We start from the raw sequence: 17,233 nt of genomic DNA, 5'->3' as shown, positions 1-17,233 counted from the left end.
TCGGCCTCGTTCAACAACATCCAGGCGCTGACGGAGCTGCTGCCGGGGACGCTGGTCGCGGACATGGTGGCGATTCTGGGGTCGTTCTTCTTCGTGGTCGGCGACATCGACAAGTAGCCGGGTCGGGTCGGCGGACGGCGGACGGCGGAGGTCACCTCGAGCTGCGCACCCCGTTGGTGGCGCTACGCGCCGCGGGCTTGGTGCCGGACGGCTTCTCGGACTCGGGCTCGGGCTCGGGCTCGGGCTCGGGCTCGGAGGCGGTCCCGGATTCGGGCTCGGGCTCGGAAGCCGGCTTGCCCGCAGACTCGGCCGCGGGCTTGGATCCGGCCGGTGGCTTCGGCTCGGCCGGTGGCTTGGATCCGGCCGGTGGCTTCGGCTCGGCCGGTGGCTTCGGCCTGACCCTGGGCTTCGGCCTGGGCTTCGGCTTCGGTGCGGTGCCCTCCTCCGGTGCCTGGGGGGACTTCGCCGGCTCCTCGGCCGCACGCGGTGCGGGAGGCTTGGGCTGGGCAGCCTTGGCGCGCCGCCGCTTCGGCTTGCCCGTGGCGGCCGCGCCGAAGAAGTCGAAGCCCCGGCTGCCCGGTTCCGCCGGGCCCCGCTGCGCTCCCCGCTCCTCCTGCTCCGCCTGTTCTTCCCGCTCCTCCTGCTCGCGCGCCCGGCGCCGTTCGTGCTCTTCGTGCTGCCGCGCGAGGTTCCGGCTCAGGGTCTTGAGCGCTTCCTTCGCCTGCAGATACGTGAGCGGTGTCGGCGCACCCGACGGCTGACGGTGGTCGGTGGCCGCCGTGCCGAGCGCCTTCGCCTGCCCGCCGGACTCGAGTTGCAGCTGCCGCCGCCCCTCCATCGCGCCCGCCCGCTCGGTCTCCGCGTGGGCGTAGCGGCGGAGCAGTTCGGCGTGTTCGTTGCGCAGCGCGGCCAGTTCGGTGCGCCTTTCCCGCAGCTGGCTCCGCAGCTTCTCGCGTGCCTCGCGGGCCTCCTCCAGCTCGCTCTCCAGCTCGGCCTGGTGCTCCTCGGCACGCCATTCGGTGCTCGACTGCTTGGCCTTCAGGTCACCGACGCGTCTGCCCGCCGCGCGGTCCCAGACCCGGAGCAGTACGGCGCCGCTCACGGCGGCGGCAGCGGCCGCGGCGGCGCAGCCGCGCAGCACCATCGTGTCCACGTCACCGGTGACCGGCCCGCCGACCAGCCAGGCGCCGCCCGCGCAGGCCAGCGCGGCGGCTGCGACGCTCGCCGGAGCGAGGAACCGGTGCAGGGGCGGCGAATGACGATGACGTCCACGGGGCATGGCCGGAATGTACCGTGCAAGGCTCGTTCCAGGCACCGCACTCAACGCATTGTTACGACGGCACAACCCGGCCGGGTGTGCCGTCGCCCCTCCCGGGCGGGCTCAGAGCAGGTTCTTGGACTTGAGGTATTCCGCCGCCACGTCCTTCGGCTTCTGCCGCTCCGCGTCGACCTTCCGGTTGAGGCCGACCAGGTCCTGCGTGGTGAGAACCCGCGTCAACTTGCCGAGCGCGGCGGCGATGCCCTTGTCCCCGCCCTGCTTCGCGTTGACGACGGGCAGCACGTTGTCGGCGTTCTGCAGGCCCTTGTCGTCCTTGAGCAGCACCAGGTCGAAGTCGCCCAGAGTGGCGTCGGTGGTCGTGGTCAGCACCAGCTGGTCGGTGCCGTCCTTGACGGCCTGCTTCGCCTGGGTGGTGCCGACACCCTTGGGGTCGAGGTCCGTGATGTCGATGCCGTACGTCTTCTCCAGGCCCGGGCGGCAGAAGGGCCGCTCCTCACACTCGTCACTGGCGGCCAGCTTGATCTTCTCGCCCGACTCGCCCAGGTCGGAGAGGGTCTTGAGATCGTGCTTCTTCGCGAAGTCCTCGGTGACCGCGAACGCGTTCTGGTCCACGGCCTTGCCCACCGGCAGCACCTTCAGGCCGCGCGGCTTCGCGAGTTTCTCCAGAGCCGTCACCGTCTTGTCCACATCGTTGGAGGCGACGGGCTTCGCCTTCGCCCCGTTCTCCTTCGCGTTCAGGAACTCGGCGAGGGTGGCCGCGTACTCCGGTACGACATCGATCTCGCCCTTCTCCAGGGCCGGTTCGTACAGCTCCCGGTTCTTCAGCTTGCTGATGGAGGTGTCGTACCCGGCCTTGGTCAGCAGCTGCCCGTACAGCTCCGCCATGACCTGCGACTCGGTGAACCCCGCGGAACCGATGACGAGCTTGCCCTTGGAGCCGCCGCCGTCCGAGCCGCCGCCCTCCTTCTCCAGGCTGCCGCCACCGCCGCAGGCGGTCAGTGCCGCGACCAGCACGGCGGGAACGGCGAGGAACTTTCCCGTCGCCGGCAGACCGCGGGCACGGGCCGACCCGCGCGAAGACTGTGCTGCCTCATTCATGCTGTGCTGCCCCTTCACGATGTCCACCATTCCTCAGGTGCGGGTCATCAGGTCTTCGAAACAACCACGCGTCGAAAACACCAGGCCACGAGGCGTCAGGCCATCAGGCCGCCGTCTGCGCGGGGATCACTTTTTCATCAAAGCCGGCGGGCGTCGATCGGGAATGCGTGGCCGCCGCGGACGGACGGCGACGCCGGCGCATCGGGTCCAGCAGCCGCTCCGCCACCACCAGGACCGCCTCCACGAGCAGTGCCAGCACCGCGACGAGCACCGCACCCGCCACCACCTGCGGCGTGTCATAGGTCCCGAAGCCCGCGGTGATGATCCGGCCCAGGCCGCCACCGCCCGGCAGCGCGGCCAGGGTGGCGGTCGCCACCACCTGGACGGCCGCCGACCGCACCCCCGTCATGATCAGCGGGAAGGCGAGCGGCACCTCGACCCGCCACAGCAGCTGCCATCCGGACATGCCCATTCCGCGTGCCGCCTCCACCACGTCGCGGTCGGCCTCGCGCAGGCCGACGTAGGCGTTGGTGAGCAGTGGCGGCACGGCGAAGAGCACCAGCGCGATGATCGTCGGCCAGTCACCGTGCTTGCCCAGCGGGCTGAGCGTCAGCAGGACCAGCACCGCGAACGTCGGTACCGCGCGACCGGCGTTGGAGAGGTTCACCGCCAGCGCTCCGCCCCGGCCCACGTGGCCGAGCCACAGTGCGGCGGGCAGCGCGATGACGCAGGCGAGGCCGAGGCAGACCACGGTGAGATACAGGTGCTCGGCGAGCCGGTGCGTCACGCCGTCGTCGCCCGACCAGTTGGCGGCGGTGGTCAGCCAGGTCCACGCGTCCAGGAAGAAGCCCATCGTCACGCCCCCTTGCCGGTCACTTGCCGTCGCGCTCGCGCACGGGTCGGGGTCCAGGGCGTCAGCAGCCGCTGCACTCCGAGCAGCAGCAGGTCGGCGGAGACCGCCAGCAGCACGCAGATCACCGACGCGGTCAGCACCTCGGCCTTGAAGAAGCTGTCCATGCCCTCATAGATGAGATTGCCCAGGCCGCCGAAGCCGACGATCGCGCCGACCGTCGTCAGCGCCACAGCCGAAACGGTCGCGATGCGCACCCCGGCCATCAACGCGGGCAGCGCCAGCGGCAGTTCCACCCCGAACAGCAGCCTGGCCGGCCCGTATCCCATGCCGCGCGCGGCCTCCCGCGCGTCCTCGGGGACCGATTCCAGGCCCGCCAGGATGTTCCGCACCAGCACGGTGAGCGAATAGAGCACCAGACCGGTCACCACGACCGCCGCGCCGAGGCCGAAGAGCGGGAGCAGCAGGGCGTACATCGCCAACGAGGGGACCGTGTAAAGCACCGTGGTGAAGCCCAGCACGGGGCCGTTGGCCCGCGGCCAGCGGCGCGCGGCCAGCGCGAGCGGGAAGGCGACCAGCAGCGCCAGCAGCACCGAGGTGACGGTGATCCAGACGTGTTCGACGGTGGCGTCCACCAGCTCCTGGCCGCGCGTACGCACGAACTCGCCGCAGATCCAGTCGTTCGTGGACAGACAGCTCTTCCCGGCCGCCCTCGCCAGGACGACAGTGCGCTCGCCGCCGCCGACGCCCATCAACCCGCTCACCCGCCCCTCTCCCCGCGTCCAGGGCCGTCTCCCGTTGGCCCGAAAGCATTGTCGGGTGACCCTACAGTCCGCTACCGACAAGCGGTCCGAACTGCCACACTCCTGCAACACACCGTTCATCCCGCCTGCGCGAGAATCGCCACCAGGGCCGATGACGAGCGACGAGAATGAGACGATGATCCGCTTCGAGAACGTCACCAAGCGCTATCCGGACGGCACCACCGCGGTGCACGACCTGTCCCTGGAGGTCGCCGAGGGCGAGTTGGTCACCCTCGTCGGGCCGTCCGGCTGCGGCAAGACGACGACGATGAAGATGGTCAACAGGCTCATCGAGCCCACGTCCGGGCGGATCCTGCTCGACGGCGAGGACATCTCCGCCGTCGACCCGGTCGAGCTGCGCCGCCGGATCGGCTACGTCATCCAGCAGGTCGGCCTCTTCCCGCACAAGACGGTGCTCGACAACACCGCCACCGTCCCCTACCTGCTCGGCTGGCCGAAGGCCCGGCGCCGCGCCCGCGCCGCCGAACTGCTTGACCTGGTCGGCCTCGATCCCACGCGCTTCGGCGACCGCTACCCGGACCAGCTCAGCGGCGGCCAGCGGCAACGCGTCGGCGTCGCCCGCGCGCTGGCGGCGGACCCGCCCGTACTGCTCATGGACGAGCCGTTCGGCGCGGTCGACCCGGTGGTGCGCGAACACCTGCAGAACGAGTTCCTGAGGCTTCAGTCCACGCTGCACAAGACGGTCCTCTTCGTCACCCACGACATAGAGGAGGCGGTGCGGCTGGGCGACCGCATCGCCGTCTACGGCGACGGCCGCATCGAGCAGTTCGACCCCCCGGCGAAGGTGCTCGGCGCCCCGGCCACCCCCTACGTCGCCGACTTCGTGGGCGCCGACCGCGGCCTCAAGCGGCTGTCGGTCACCCCCATCGAGAAGGGTGACCTGGAGCAGCCGCCCGTCGTGCACCTCGACGACCCGCTGGAAGCCGCCCGCGCCCGGATGCGCGGCGAGGGCTCACGCTGGGCCGTGGTGCTGGACGACGCGGACGAGCTGCACGGCTGGCTCTCCGCGGACGCGGCCGGGGACGGCCTCGCCGACGGCCCGGACCGGCCCGCGACCGTACGGGACCACGCGCGCCGGATGGAGGCGTGGCTGCCGCTCGGCTCCCCCCTGAAGCAGGCCTTCAGCAGCATGCTTCAGCACGACGCGGGCTGGGTCGCGGTGCTGGACGACGCGGACCGGTTCGTCGGCGTCCTGACCCCCAGCCGCCTGCACGAGGCGCTGCGCCGCTCGATTGACGCGGACGAGCGGGACGTGCGCCGGGACGAGGTGGAGCTGGAAACCGTCGCGGACGCGTAGGGCATCCCCCAGACTTCGTCCGGGGGGGACCCCCAGTCCCCCCAGGTGAGCCGTGTCACCGCGCGTGCGGGGGAAGTTGACCGTCGCGGGGTGCCGTGCTCTACTCCCCCGCATGAACGGCACCAGCCTGCACCGCTGGCGGAGGGTCCACCTGGACCTCCTCCGCTATGTGGGCTGCCTGTGTCGTCCGTCCTGCTGATCGAAGCCACCCCTGTCGCGCCGCCGTTCGTGAGCCGCGCGTCCCCGATCACTCTCCCAGGACGGTTCTCCGTGTCACCCGTATCACCGCTGTCACCCGTGTCATCCTCCTCACCCGTATCACCCGCGCCGGCAGAGCCCGCCGCGCTCGCCGCCGCCCCCACCGAGGCGCAGCTGCTCGACTTCGTCCACGAGACCGCCGCCGACGCCGAACTCGTCGCGTCCCTCCCGCTCGATCCGGAGGGCCGCAGCTGGCTCCGGATCGACGGCCCCGGCGGGAGCGAGGCATGGATCATCGGCTGGCCGCCCGGGACCGGCACCGGCTGGCACGACCACGGCGGTTCCTACGGCGCCTTCGCGACCGCCGACGGTGAACTCACCGAACAGTCCCTGGCCACCCGGCTCCCCACCGAGGGGTGGAAGACGCTGGAGCTGGCGGACGGTGTGGACCGCGAGCGGCAGCTGTCCGGGGGCCGGGGTCGCGCCTTCGGACCGCACCACGTACATCAGGTGCTGAACGAGACCACCGGCCGGCACGCCGTCTCCGTCCACGCCTACTACCCGCCGCTGCCGCTCATGCGGCGCTACAGCCGTACCGGGGCCCTGCTGCGGCTGGAGCAGGTCGAGCGCCCGGGGGAGTGGGAGTGAGCGGGAGCGTCGACGGCGGCCCGAGCCGGATCGACGAGCTGCTGGAGAGCGCCCGTACGGGCCTCGCCCGGCTCACCCCGGAGGCCGCGGCCCGGGCGCAGCGGGAGGGCGCAGTGCTGGTGGACATCCGCTACGCCGCCCTGCGGGAGAGCGACGGCACCATACCCGGCGCCCTGGTCGTCGAACGCAACGAACTGGAGTGGCGGCTCGACCCGACCTGCCCGCACCGCTCCCCCGAGGCGACCGGCCTCGACCTGCCCGTCGTCGTCGTGTGCAACGAGGGTTACGCCTCCAGCCTCGCCGCGCGCTCGCTGCACGCGCTCGGCCTGCACCGGGCCACGGACCTGGACGGCGGCTTCCAGTCCTGGCGCGCGGCCGGACTCCCCGTCACCCCGCCGCTCCCCGCTCCGGCGGGCGGGCCGCCTACGCTGGACCCATGAACCCGTCGCGTGGCCACGTCGCAGGACTCCCCGAGTGGGACCGCTGTGCCGTCATGGGGGTGGTGAACGTCACGCCGGACTCCTTCTCCGACGGCGGCAAGTGGTTCGACAGCGATACCGCCGTCAAGCACGGTCTGGACCTGGTCGCGGAGGGCGCCGACCTGGTCGACGTCGGCGGCGAGTCCACCCGGCCCGGTGCCCCCCGGGTGGACGAGTCCGAGGAGCTGCGCCGGGTGCTGCCCGTCGTGCGCGGACTGGCCTCCGAGGGCGTACTGGTCAGCGTGGACACCATGCGCGCCGCGGTCGCCGAGCAGGCCCTGGCGGCGGGCGCGGTGGTGGTCAACGACGTCAGCGGCGGTCTGGCCGACCCCCGCATGGTTCCGGCGGTGGCGGCGGCCCGCGTCCCGTTCGTCGTCATGCACTGGCGGGGGCAGTCCATCGACATGAACAACCGTGCGGTCTACGAGGACGTGACCACCGAGGTCATCACCGAGCTGCGGGCCAGCCTGGAACGGGCGGTCGCGGGCGGCATCGAACCCGCCCGCATCGTGATCGACCCCGGCCTGGGCTTCGCCAAGCAGACGCCGCACGACCTGCGGCTCGTCGCGGAACTGGGCCGGCTGCGGAACGAGCTGGAGCGGCCGCTGCTGGTGGCGGCATCCCGCAAGCGGTTCCTGGGCCGGGTGCTGGCCAGCACCGACGGCGCCCCCGCACCGCCCGCTCGGGAGCGGGACGCGGCCACGGCCGCGATCTCGGCCCTCGCGGCCCGCGAGGGCGCCTGGGCGGTACGCGTGCACGAGGTACGAGCGAGCGCGGACGCGGTCCGTGTCGCGCACGCCGTCGCGAGCGCCGGCTCGGGTGAGCCCGGGTGAGCAGGGGCGCGCGTACGGACATCGAGGCGGTCGAGGCCGCGAACACGGCGCTCTACGACGCGGTGGAGCACGCCGACCTGGACTCGCTGGGCGACCTCTGGCTGGAAGAGGAGGAGGTCAGCGTCGTTCATCCAGGCTGGCCCGCTCTGACCGGCCGCGGCGAGGTACTCCGCTCCTACGCCCTGATCATGGCGAACACCGACTACGTGCAGTTCTTCCTGACGGACGTCGAGGTTGCGGTGCACGGCGACACCGCACTGGTGAGCTGCACCGAGAACATCCTCAGCGGCGGCCCCGCCGAGGACGACGGCTCCGCGGGCCCGCTGGTGGGCGGGCTCGTGGTGGCCACGAACGTCTTCCGGCGCGGGGAGGACGGGAACTGGAAGGTCTGGTCGCACCACGGGTCGCCGGTCCTCGTCGAACGGGAGGACGACGGCGAGGACGGCGACGGCGAGATCGACGAGGGTGACGTGACCCTGTGACGTGACGAGGTGACGTGACGCTCCGGAACCGTCGCATTCGCGTCAATCGGGCGTGGCTGGTACCACTCGTTCGCGGCACCCGAGGGTCGATGTGGGCGTGGGCATCGGCGCTGTCGGGTAGGCACCCGCCCCGGGCTCACACTGTCCGGGCGCACGGGTAGATTCGGTGCCCGGTCCCGGTGACATTCCCGGCCGCCCTGCGGAGAGCGGCGCGCCGCGCCCCTGCGACCAGGGCAGACCACCGCAAAGACCACGGCAGGACAGGACAGGAGTGATACGCATGGACCGAGTGGCGCTGCGCGGTCTGCGGGTCCGCGGGTATCACGGCGTCTTCGAGCGGGAACGGAAGGAGGGCCAGATCTTCGTGGTGGACGTGGAGCTCGGCCTGGACACCCGCGCTGCCGCCGCCGGTGACGACCTCAGCAGGACCGTTCACTACGGCGTCCTCGCCGAGGAGGTCGTGGCGGTCGTCGAGGGAGACCCCGTCGACCTGATCGAGACCCTCGCCCAGCGGATCGCCGACACCTGTCTGGCCCATCCGCCCGTACAGGAAGCAGAGGTGGTCGTGCACAAGCCGGACGCCCCCATCACCGTCCCCTTCGACGACGTGACCATCACTATCAAGCGGAGCCGCGCATGACGCCGAACAGTGACCCGACCGTACAGCCGGTGCCCGCCTCCGTCGTGCACCAGGTCGATGCGGCCGACACCACCCTGCAGAACCCCCGGTCCGCGGTGATCGCCCTCGGCAGCAACGTGGGCAACCGCCTGGAGCGGCTGCAGAGTGCCGTCGACGCGCTCGCCGACACTCCCGGGCTCAGGGTCAAAGCGGTCTCGCCGGTCTACGAGACGGAGCCCTGGGGCGTGGACCCCGAGGGCCAGTCCTCGTACTTCAACGCCGTGGTGATCGTACGGACGACCCTGCCCCCCGGCTCCCTGCTCGAGCGCGGGCACGCGATCGAGGAGGCGCTGGAGCGGGTACGGGACGAGCGCTGGGGACCGCGGACCATCGACGTCGACATCGTCGCCTACCAGGACGTCATCTCCGACGACCCGCTCCTCACGCTGCCCCACCCGCGCGCACACGAACGCGCCTTCGTTCTCGTGCCCTGGCACGACGTCGACCCCGTCGCCCAGGTACCGGGCCGCGGCGCCGTGGCCGAACTGCTCGCCGCACTCGGGCGCGAGGGCGTCACACCCCGCGCGGACCTGGAACTGAGCCTGCCCGAGTAGTCGTTGGGAACCCTGTGAAGCAAATCCGTATCCGCGTCCTGGCCGGCGTCTTCGTCGTCGCCGGGGTGCTGTCGTGGGCAGCCGCGCGCCTGTGGAACTCACTGGGCACGCTGCCCAGCGTGCCGGTCGCGGCGCCGGTCGTGCTGGCCATCATCGCGACGGTGCTGCTGGCCACCGCCCTCTCGCTGCGCGCCCGGCTGAAGGCTCAGCGGGAGCGGCAGCCGGGCGCCAAGGGCGTGGACCCGATGATGGCGGCCCGCGCCGTCCTCTTCGGGCACGCGAGCGCTTTGGTGGCCGCGCTGGTCGCAGGCCTGTACGGCGGGGTGGGGGTCTTCCTGCTGATGGACGCCTCCGAAGCCCCGGCCCGCCGCGACCAGGCGATCTACGCGGGACTCTCGGTCCTGGCGGGCATCGCCGTGGTGGCCACGGCCGTCTTCCTGGAGCGAGTCTGCCGCCTTCCTGACGACGACGATGACGACAGCCCGTCGGCGGCCGCGGCGGCGTAGGCCGTGTCCGGCCGATCAGACGAACGCAGTGGTAGCGGCCGTCCTCAGACCGCCGGACTCGCGCCGTCGTCGTTGACCTCCCCCTGGCTTCTCCCCCACGCTTTGCTGGGGGGACCCCCAGGGGGAGTCCCAGCTGCGGCGGAACAAACCTGCCGCTACGGTGCGAAACCACCCACACGAGGGTCCGGCGGCATGGTCGACCGACCGCGGCAACCGCCTTCAGTTGATCCGCCGGCCAAGCCCCAGGGGCGACCCTCGGCGCCTCAGCGGGCCAGTATCAGGCTCATCGCCTCGGAGCGGGTGGCGGGCTCCCGCAACTGCCCGCGCACGGCGGAGGTGGTCGTCTTCGCGCCCGGCTTCCGCACACCGCGTACGGACATGCACATGTGTTCGCACTCGATCACCACGATCACGCCACGCGGCTCGAGGATGGTCATCAGGGAGTCGGCGATCTGCGTGGTCAGCCGCTCCTGCACCTGCGGGCGGCGGGCGAACACCTCGACCAGGCGAGCCAGCTTCGACAGCCCGGTGATCTTCCCGGAGTCGGACGGGATGTAACCGACGTGGGCGACGCCGTGGAACGGCAGCAGGTGATGCTCGCAGTTGGACACGACCTCGATGTCCTTGACCAGCACCAATTCGTCATGACCCAGATCGAAGGTCGTGGTCAGCACGTCCTCCGGGCGCTGATGCAGGCCCGCGAACAGCTCCTTGTACGCGCGCGCCACCCGGGCCGGGGTCTCTGCCAAGCCCTCCCGGTCGGGATCCTCACCGACGGCGATAAGGAGTTCGCGCACGGCGTTCTCCGCCCGCTTCTCGTCGAACTCGTTCGGACCCTCGCCCTCCTGGCCGAGTATCACGGGGTCGGTCATGTGTTGCCTCGTTCCTGGTACCTGTACAGCAATGAGCCGCGCCCCCCAGGCGATAACCCGAGGGGCGCGGCAGACATTCCGTGCTCAGGGCGGCGCCCTAGTTCTCCGTCGGGTCGACCGGTTCCACGATGGCGTCCGAGTCGCGCGGGCCGATCTCCTTGCCGCCGCTCTTCTCGAGACTCTGCGTCCCGTTCCCGTTGGCCAGGATCGGCGAGGACACCGGGGGCCGCGTGGACGGCGTACGCCGGGCGGAACCGGTCCACGCCGGGCGGGCCGGCCGCTTCACGACCGGGGAGAAGACCTCGGCGATCTGCTCCTTGCCGAGCGTCTCCTTCTCCAGCAGCGAGAGGACCAGGTTGTCGAGGACGTCGCGGTTCTCCACCAGGATCTCCCAGGCTTCGTTGTGCGCCGTCTCGATCAGGCTCTTGACCTCCTCGTCCACCAGCCCGGCGACCTCTTCGGAGTAGTCGCGCTGGTGGCCCATCTCCTTGCCCAGGAAGGGCTCGGACTGGTCGGAGCCGAACTTGATCGCGCCGAGCCGCTCGGTCATGCCGTACTGCGTGACCATGGCGCGAGCCGTCGCGGTCGCCTTCTCGATGTCGTTCGCCGCGCCCGTCGTCGGGTCGTGGAAGACCAGTTCCTCGGCCGCGCGCCCGCCCAGCATGTACGCCAACTGGTCGAGCATCTCGTTCCGCGTGGTCGAGTACTTGTCCTCGTCGGGCAACACCATCGTGTAGCCCAGCGCACGGCCTCTGGAGAGGATCGTGATCTTGTGGACGGGGTCGGAGTTGGGCGAAGCCGCCGCGACCAGGGCGTGTCCGCCCTCGTGGTACGCGGTGATCTTCTTCTCCTTGTCGCTCATGATCCGGGTCCGCTTCTGCGGTCCGGCCACGACGCGGTCGATCGCCTCGTCCAGATAGTGGTTGTCGATCAGCTTGTGATCGCCGCGGGCGGTCAGCAGCGCCGCCTCGTTCAGCACGTTGCTCAGGTCCGCGCCGGTGAAGCCCGGCGTACGGCGGGCGACCGCGCCCAGGTCCACGTCGGGCGCCATCGGCTTGCCCTTCTGGTGGACCTTGAGGATCTCGTGCCGGCCCTGCATGTCGGGACGGTCCACGGCGATCTGCCGGTCGAAGCGGCCCGGGCGCAGCAGCGCCGGGTCCAGGATGTCCGGACGGTTGGTGGCGGCGATCAGGATCACACCGCCCTTGACGTCGAAACCGTCCATCTCGACCAGCAGCTGGTTCAGCGTCTGCTCGCGCTCGTCGTGACCGCCGCCCATACCGGCGCCGCGGTGGCGGCCGACGGCGTCGATCTCGTCGACGAAGACGATCGCCGGGGCGTTCGCCTTCGCCTGCTCGAACAGGTCGCGGACGCGGGAGGCGCCGACGCCGACGAACATCTCGACGAAGTCGGAACCGGAGATCGAGTAGAAGGGCACGCCCGCCTCACCCGCGACGGCGCGGGCCAGCAGCGTCTTGCCGGTGCCGGGCGGCCCGTACAGCAGCACACCCTTGGGGATCTTGGCACCGACCGCCTGGAACTTGGCCGGCTCCTGGAGGAACTCCTTGATCTCCTGGAGCTCCTCGCACGCCTCGTCCGCCCCCGCGACGTCCGTGAAGGTCGTCTTCGGGGTGTCCTTGGTGATGAGCTTGGCCTTCGACTTCCCGAAGTTCATCACCCGGGAGCCGCCGCCCTGCATCTGATTCATCAGGAACAGGAAGACGACGATGATGAGCACGAACGGCAGGAACGACAGCAGCATCCCGACGAACGGGTTCTGCTGCTGCGGGGCCACGGTGTAGCCCTTGCTGATTTCCTTCTGCTCGTACTTGCTCTGCAGCTTCTTGGCGAGGTCGACACCCTGGTTGTCGATGTAGCTCGCCTTGATCTTGTCGCTGCCGGCGACCTTGACGCCGTCCTTGAGCTCGAGCTTCACGATCTGCTCGTCGCCGGTGGTGAGCTCGGCGGATTTCACCTTGTCCTGGTCGATCGCCTGGACGACCTGCCCCGTGTCCACCGTCTTGAAGCCGCCGGACGAGCCGACGACCTGCATCAACACGACTACGGCGAGGACGGCCAGCACGATCCACATGACCGGCCCGCGGAAGTATCGCTTCACGTCCATCCATACGGAGCGCGTGCGCCCCGTCCCTCCTGCCATAGTGAGTTGAAAAAGCTGACCTTCGGACGGTACCTCAGCATTGTCTCAGGGCGCCGCCGAGGACGGTCAAACCCGCAACCGGCCTCGCTCCTCCAACGGCGCGCGGCCCCCGAGGGTTCCCAAGACGTTCAGCCGCCGTAAACGTGCGGTGCGAGCGTGCCCACAAACGGGAGGTTGCGGTACTTCTCGCCGTAGTCGAGACCGTAGCCGACCACGAATTCGTTGGGGATGTCGAAGCCCGCCCATTTCACGTCGATCGCCACCTTGGCGGCGTCCGGCTTGCGCAGCAGCGTGCAGACGTTGAGCGAGGCGGGCTCACGCGAGCCGAGATTGGACAGCAGCCAGGACAGCGTCAGCCCCGAGTCGATGATGTCCTCGACGATCAGGACGTGCTTCCCCTTGATGTCGGTGTCGAGGTCCTTGAGGATGCGGACCACGCCGGAGGACTGGGTACCGGCGCCGTACGAGGACACCGCCATCCAGTCCATGGTGGTCGGCGTCGACATGGCGCGCGCCAGGTCCGCCATCACCATCACGGCGCCCTTGAGCACACCCACCAGCAGCAATTCCTGGCCCGCGTACGTCGCGTCGATCTTCGCGGCCAGCTCGGCCAGCTTCGCGTCGATCTCTTCCTTGGTGATGAGCACCGACTTCAAGTCGGTGCCCATGTCTTTCTCGTCCACCCGCGCCGCTCTCGGTAGAGGTCTCGGCCCACACCGCCGCCGGGCCGGCCGCAGCCCGGGTACGGGAGGTCAGCCGGTCGGTGTCGGCGGGGTCGGTGAGCCATGCCGGATGACCAGTCTGCCACCCTGCCTGCTGGCCTCGACACGCCCGGGCAGATTGATCGCCCGCTGGCCGCGCCAGGCCGTGATGAGCCGGTCGACTTCCTCCAGGTGACGGGCGAAGAGCGAGCCTCCGGGGGCCCCGGCGGCGATGGCGGCCCGGCGCAGCACCCGGCGGCGGACGGCGGGCGGCAACGCGTAGAGCCTGGCGGCGTCGAGCTCGCAGCCGTCCCAGCCGTCGGTACCGGGGGCGTCGGTGCGTACGGACCGCTCCGCGTCGGCGGCCCAGGCGTCCAGTGCGTCGGCGTCGTCGCGGGAGAGGTGTGCGGTACGGGCGAGCGCCTCGATCACACCCTTGCCGAGGGCCTTCTCCAGCATCGGCAGTGCCTCGTGGCGCACGCGGGAGCGGGTGTAGGCGGGGTCGGCGTTGTGCGGGTCGTCCCAGACCGGGAGCGACTGCGCGAGGCAGGCCCTGCGGGTGGTCTGCCGGCCGATGGACAGGAACGGCCGGCGGTAGCGGTCCGCGGGTCCGGTGACCGCGGCCATGCCGGACAGCGAGCGGGTGCCGGAACCGCGGGCGAGTCCGAGGAGCACGGTCTCGGCCTGGTCATCGCGGGTGTGGCCGAGGAGCACTGTGGCGGCGCCGCAGCGCTCGGCCACGTCGTCCAGGGCCGCGTACCGCGCGTCGCGGGCGGCGGCCTCGGGGCCGGAGTGCGTACGGCCGATGCTGACGGCGACCGATTCGACGGGCTGAAGGCGGAGGGTGGTCAGGCGGTCGGCGACCTCCTGCGCGCGGTCGGCGGAGCCGGGCTGCAGGCCGTGATCGACGGTGACTCCGCCGGCGCGGAGACCGAGGCGCGGGGCCTCGAAGGCGAGGGCGGAGGCGAGTGCCATGGAGTCGGCGCCACCGGAGCAGGCGACGAGTACCAGCGGTGGCGCGCCGGGCCGGCCGGAGTCGCTGAGGCCATCCCTGAGGCCGTCCCGGAGAACATCGTGGAGTGCGCGGCGGACCGCCAGGCGTATCGCGGCGACCGCGGGGTGAGGACCCATTGTCCGATTCACTTCCTCGAAGGAGTCTTGTCACGCTGAGTGGATCGATGGTGACAGAGATGGAGGTGTTCCCCGAGCATCGCACGCGGACTCGGCGAACTCGGTCCCTCGGACGAGTGAATAGCGAGCCTTTTGGCCGTCTCCGGCCGCCCGGCTGCGTCGGTCCGCCGGGTCACGACCGCATGCGCGCGATCCAGTCGGCGGGCTTGCCGATCTCGGCCTTGGTCGGCAGCGTGTTGGGCGAGGTCCAGACCCGGTTGAAGCCGTCCATGCCCAGTTCCTCCACCACCGCCCGTACGAACCGCTCGCCGTCGCGGTACTGCCGGAGCTTCGCGTCGAGACCGAGCAGCTTGCGCAGCGCCTGGTCCAGCCGTCCGGCCCCGGAGGCGCGGCGCTTCTGGAACTTCTCCCGGATCTCCGCGACGCTCGGCACCACCTGCGGCCCGACGCCGTCCATCACGAAGTCCGCGTGCCCCTCCAGCAGTGACATCGCGGCCGTCAGGCGGCTAAGGATCTCCCGCTGCGCGGGGGTCTGCACCAGCTCCACCAGGCTGCTGCGGCCGGTGTCCGCCGCCGCCTCACCGGCCGCCGCCTCGCCCTCGGCCGTCGCCGTCGAACGTCCGCCGGACAGCGACTGCACGGCCTCACGGAGCCGCTCCAGGAGCATGGAGACGTCCATCTCCGTCTCGCCCAGGAAGGACTGGATCTCTCCCTGGATGTGGTCACGCAGCCAGGGCACGGCGGCGAACTGCGTACGGTGCGTCTCCTCGTGCAGGCAGACCCAGAGCCGGAAGTCGTGCGGCTCGACCTCCAGTTCGCGCTCGAGGTGGACGATGTTCGGCGCGACGAGCAGCAGCCGGCCGCCGCCGTCGGCCCCGCCGGGCAGGTCGCGGGTGGCCGGCGCGAAGGTTTCGTACTGCCCGAGCACCCGGGAGGCGAGGAAGGACAGCAGCATGCCGACCTCGACGCCGGTCACTTTGCCGCCGACCGCGCCGAGCACCGCTCCGCCGGGGCCGCTGGAGCGCCGTTCCTGCATCTTGCCGAGCAGCGGCGAGAGCAGCTCGCGGAAGCCGGCGACGTTGGCGCGCACCCAGCCGGGGCGGTCGACGACCAGGACCGGCGTGTCCGTGCCCGCGGGCCGGTCGGGCTGCATGCCGGTGAATTCGCGTACGTGTTCCTCGGACGCCGTCGCGTGCCGGCGCAGCTCGGCCACGACGGCGCGGGCGTCCTCCCGGCTCACTTCCGGGCCCGGCCGTACGAGCCGGGTCGCGGTCGTGACCGCGAGATTCCAGTCGACCATCTCCACACCACCGAGGCTCGTCATGACTTCACGGTACGTGGCATAGCCGCCGGGCGGGAGGCTGCACCGGCGGGGTGGGGTGCGTGCACGGGGCGCGGCGGGGGCGTGCCGGGATCAGCCCGCGGAGGGGGAATCGCGGCAGCCGCAGTTGGCGAGGGCCGAGGCGAGCCGGTCCAGGGTTTCCTGCGCTGCCTTGCCGTCGGTGGTGCCGGACGTCATGAAGGCGAAGACCAGGAGGCGGCCGTCCGCATCGACGACGGTGCCGGCGAGAGCGTTGACACCGGTCAGGGTTCCGGTCTTGGCGCGTACGAGTCCGGCGCCCGGTTTGCCTTTCTCACTGTCGTACCTGCTGTCGAGCGTGCCGGTGAAATGGGCGACCGGAAGGCCCGTCAGGACCGGGCGCAGCTCCGCGTGCTTGGAGTCGGCCGCCCGTACGAGCAGCCGCGTGAGCAGGGCGGGCGAGACCTTGTCGTCGCGGTCGAGGCCGCTGCCGTCGGCGAAGTGCGCGCCTTTGAGGGGCAGTCCGAGCTTGCCGAGGTGGTGGCGTACGGCCTTCCCGGCGCCCTTGAAGCTGGCCGGTTCGCCGGAGGCGAGGGCGGTCTGACGGGCCAGGGCCTCGGCGATGTCGTTGTCGCTGTGGGTCAGCATGCGCTCCACGAGTGCGGACAGCGGTGCCGAGCGGTGGGCGGCCAGTTCCTTCGCCTTGCCGGGAGAGCCGGCCTTCTTCGGCTCGCCCTTGACGTCGATGCCGTGCTTGCTCAGGGCATCGGCGAAGGCGTCGGCGGCGTCGGAGGAAGGGTCGGTGGACCGGGGGGCGGGGCCGTGCAGCGGGCGCTTCGATGTGCCTTCGAGCCTGGCCTCGTCGACCATGAGCGGGGTCACGGGAGCGAGGTTGTCGTTGGGCCCGATCGAGTGACGCACGGGTCCGCTGTAGCGGGAGGTGTCGTAGGCCAGCGAGACCTTGCCGGTGTCGTCCTTGTGCAGCTTCCGGGCGGTGCTGCGGGCGAGGTCGCCGAGCTGGCCGGCCGTGAGTGTCGGGTCGCCGCCGCCGACGAGTACCACCTTGTCCGAGCTGCCGCCGCGCACGACGCGTGTCTCGATCCGGTGGTCCGCGCCGCGAGCTGACAGGGCGGCGACCGCGGTGGCCAGCTTGACCGTCGAGGCCGGAGTGTCCGCGGTTCGCGGCTTGACGGCGTAGAGCTGCCGGCCTGTGGCGGCGTCGACGACGGAGAGGGCCCGCCGCTTGCCCAAGTCGCCGTCCTCGACGAGCGGTTCCAGGGTGTCGGCGAGCGCGGCGGCGCTGGGCGCGGGCACACCGGCCGCACCCGGACCGTGCGAGGG

General features: G+C 71.1%; 18 protein-coding genes and 1 pseudogene. 9 read left to right on the top strand and 10 right to left on the bottom strand.

What is annotated here, in order from left to right:
* A pseudogene (locus ACRDP3_RS07640) lies at positions 1-117 on the top strand (NADH-quinone oxidoreductase subunit D); the annotation flags it as partial.
* Positions 118-151: 34 nt separating this feature from the next.
* On the opposite strand, the gene ACRDP3_RS07635 reads toward ACRDP3_RS07640, so the two are convergent.
* The 4 genes from ACRDP3_RS07635 to ACRDP3_RS07620 form a co-directional block, all read right to left on the bottom strand.
* The gene (locus ACRDP3_RS07635; RefSeq protein ID WP_431516079.1) at positions 152-1,279 is read right to left on the bottom strand and encodes a hypothetical protein; all 1,128 of its coding nucleotides are present in this window, start codon (positions 1,277-1,279) and stop codon (positions 152-154) included.
* A 102-nt stretch (positions 1,280-1,381) separates the two neighbouring features.
* Positions 1,382-2,377 (bottom strand): ABC transporter substrate-binding protein, encoded by a 996-nt coding sequence (locus ACRDP3_RS07630; RefSeq protein ID WP_431516078.1) that lies wholly within the window; start codon positions 2,375-2,377, stop codon positions 1,382-1,384.
* 103 nt (positions 2,378-2,480) lie between these two features.
* Entirely contained in the window at positions 2,481-3,230 is a 750-nt protein-coding gene (locus tag ACRDP3_RS07625) for an ABC transporter permease (RefSeq protein ID WP_431516077.1), read from the bottom strand.
* Between the two features lie 2 nt (positions 3,231-3,232).
* Positions 3,233-3,979 (bottom strand): ABC transporter permease, encoded by a 747-nt coding sequence (locus ACRDP3_RS07620; protein ID WP_431516081.1) that lies wholly within the window; start codon positions 3,977-3,979, stop codon positions 3,233-3,235.
* A gap of 187 nt (positions 3,980-4,166) precedes the next feature.
* Here ACRDP3_RS07620 and ACRDP3_RS07615 point away from each other — a divergent pair, with 187 nt between their 5' ends.
* From ACRDP3_RS07615 to ACRDP3_RS07580, 8 genes are all read left to right on the top strand, one after another.
* Positions 4,167-5,348 (top strand): ABC transporter ATP-binding protein, encoded by a 1,182-nt coding sequence (locus ACRDP3_RS07615; RefSeq protein ID WP_431516080.1) that lies wholly within the window; start codon positions 4,167-4,169, stop codon positions 5,346-5,348.
* A gap of 297 nt (positions 5,349-5,645) precedes the next feature.
* The gene (locus ACRDP3_RS07610) at positions 5,646-6,194 is read left to right on the top strand and encodes a cysteine dioxygenase (protein ID WP_431516076.1); all 549 of its coding nucleotides are present in this window, start codon (positions 5,646-5,648) and stop codon (positions 6,192-6,194) included.
* Positions 6,191-6,634: a rhodanese-like domain-containing protein gene (locus ACRDP3_RS07605; RefSeq protein WP_431516075.1), complete on the top strand. Its 444-nt coding sequence runs from the start codon at positions 6,191-6,193 to the stop codon at positions 6,632-6,634. Before ACRDP3_RS07610 ends, ACRDP3_RS07605 begins: the two co-directional genes overlap by 4 nt.
* On the top strand, positions 6,631-7,506 hold the full coding sequence (gene folP, locus ACRDP3_RS07600) for a dihydropteroate synthase (protein ID WP_431516074.1): 876 nt from the start codon (positions 6,631-6,633) through the stop codon (positions 7,504-7,506). The genes ACRDP3_RS07605 and folP overlap by 4 nt, the downstream gene beginning before the upstream one ends.
* Positions 7,503-7,988, top strand: a complete 486-nt coding sequence (locus ACRDP3_RS07595; protein ID WP_431516073.1) for a nuclear transport factor 2 family protein — start codon at positions 7,503-7,505, stop codon at positions 7,986-7,988. Before folP ends, ACRDP3_RS07595 begins: the two co-directional genes overlap by 4 nt.
* A gap of 280 nt (positions 7,989-8,268) precedes the next feature.
* Positions 8,269-8,628, top strand: a complete 360-nt coding sequence (gene folB, locus ACRDP3_RS07590; RefSeq protein ID WP_431516072.1) for a dihydroneopterin aldolase — start codon at positions 8,269-8,271, stop codon at positions 8,626-8,628.
* Positions 8,625-9,221: a 2-amino-4-hydroxy-6-hydroxymethyldihydropteridine diphosphokinase gene (gene folK / locus ACRDP3_RS07585; RefSeq protein ID WP_431516071.1), complete on the top strand. Its 597-nt coding sequence runs from the start codon at positions 8,625-8,627 to the stop codon at positions 9,219-9,221. The genes folB and folK overlap by 4 nt, the downstream gene beginning before the upstream one ends.
* Before the next feature lie 14 nt (positions 9,222-9,235).
* On the top strand, positions 9,236-9,727 hold the full coding sequence (locus ACRDP3_RS07580; RefSeq protein WP_431516070.1) for a DUF3180 domain-containing protein: 492 nt from the start codon (positions 9,236-9,238) through the stop codon (positions 9,725-9,727).
* Between the two features lie 263 nt (positions 9,728-9,990).
* Here the strand turns inward: ACRDP3_RS07580 and folE are convergent, their stop codons facing one another.
* The 6 genes from folE to dacB all read right to left on the bottom strand — a co-directional run.
* Entirely contained in the window at positions 9,991-10,599 is a 609-nt protein-coding gene (gene folE / locus ACRDP3_RS07575; RefSeq protein WP_431516069.1) for a GTP cyclohydrolase I FolE, read from the bottom strand.
* A gap of 97 nt (positions 10,600-10,696) precedes the next feature.
* Positions 10,697-12,724 carry an ATP-dependent zinc metalloprotease FtsH gene (gene ftsH / locus ACRDP3_RS07570; protein WP_431516068.1) on the bottom strand — a complete coding sequence of 676 codons (2,028 nt, stop codon included), beginning with the start codon at positions 12,722-12,724 and terminating at the stop codon, positions 10,697-10,699.
* Between the two features lie 164 nt (positions 12,725-12,888).
* Positions 12,889-13,428 (bottom strand): hypoxanthine phosphoribosyltransferase, encoded by a 540-nt coding sequence (gene hpt / locus ACRDP3_RS07565; RefSeq protein WP_431516067.1) that lies wholly within the window; start codon positions 13,426-13,428, stop codon positions 12,889-12,891.
* An 84-nt stretch (positions 13,429-13,512) separates the two neighbouring features.
* Positions 13,513-14,592, bottom strand: coding sequence for a tRNA lysidine(34) synthetase TilS (tilS, locus tag ACRDP3_RS07560; protein ID WP_431516066.1), 1,080 nt, complete (start codon positions 14,590-14,592; stop codon positions 13,513-13,515).
* 172 nt (positions 14,593-14,764) lie between these two features.
* Positions 14,765-15,916: a zinc-dependent metalloprotease gene (locus ACRDP3_RS07555; protein ID WP_431516065.1), complete on the bottom strand. Its 1,152-nt coding sequence runs from the start codon at positions 15,914-15,916 to the stop codon at positions 14,765-14,767.
* Between the two features lie 90 nt (positions 15,917-16,006).
* On the bottom strand, positions 16,007-17,233 hold a 1,227-nt coding region (gene dacB / locus ACRDP3_RS07550), incomplete at its 5' end, for a D-alanyl-D-alanine carboxypeptidase/D-alanyl-D-alanine endopeptidase (protein WP_431516064.1).

The organism is Streptomyces sp. (assembly GCF_050698815.1).
Lineage (GTDB): Bacteria > Actinomycetota > Actinomycetes > Streptomycetales > Streptomycetaceae > Streptomyces.
Note: the sequence above shows the minus strand (reverse complement) of the source record. Positions and strands in the feature narration are given on the sequence as shown.

Bases quoted from the DNA above. Each gene is read 5' to 3' on its own strand.
- ACRDP3_RS07635 (WP_431516079.1), bottom strand. From the start codon at position 1,279: ATGCCCCGTGGACGTCATCGTCATTCGCCGCCCCTGCACCGGTTCCTC.
- ACRDP3_RS07630 (WP_431516078.1), bottom strand. From the start codon at position 2,377: ATGAATGAGGCAGCACAGTCTTCGCGCGGGTCGGCCCGTGCCCGCGGT.
- ACRDP3_RS07625 (WP_431516077.1), bottom strand. From the start codon at position 3,230: ATGGGCTTCTTCCTGGACGCGTGGACCTGGCTGACCACCGCCGCCAAC.
- ACRDP3_RS07620 (WP_431516081.1), bottom strand. From the start codon at position 3,979: ATGGGCGTCGGCGGCGGCGAGCGCACTGTCGTCCTGGCGAGGGCGGCC.
- ACRDP3_RS07615 (WP_431516080.1), top strand. From the start codon at position 4,167: ATGATCCGCTTCGAGAACGTCACCAAGCGCTATCCGGACGGCACCACC.
- folP (WP_431516074.1), top strand. From the start codon at position 6,631: ATGAACCCGTCGCGTGGCCACGTCGCAGGACTCCCCGAGTGGGACCGC.
- folB (WP_431516072.1), top strand. From the start codon at position 8,269: ATGGACCGAGTGGCGCTGCGCGGTCTGCGGGTCCGCGGGTATCACGGC.
- folK (WP_431516071.1), top strand. From the start codon at position 8,625: ATGACGCCGAACAGTGACCCGACCGTACAGCCGGTGCCCGCCTCCGTC.
- folE (WP_431516069.1), bottom strand. From the start codon at position 10,599: ATGACCGACCCCGTGATACTCGGCCAGGAGGGCGAGGGTCCGAACGAG.
- ftsH (WP_431516068.1), bottom strand. From the start codon at position 12,724: ATGGACGTGAAGCGATACTTCCGCGGGCCGGTCATGTGGATCGTGCTG.
- hpt (WP_431516067.1), bottom strand. From the start codon at position 13,428: ATGGGCACCGACTTGAAGTCGGTGCTCATCACCAAGGAAGAGATCGAC.
- tilS (WP_431516066.1), bottom strand. From the start codon at position 14,592: ATGGGTCCTCACCCCGCGGTCGCCGCGATACGCCTGGCGGTCCGCCGC.
- ACRDP3_RS07555 (WP_431516065.1), bottom strand. From the start codon at position 15,916: ATGACGAGCCTCGGTGGTGTGGAGATGGTCGACTGGAATCTCGCGGTC.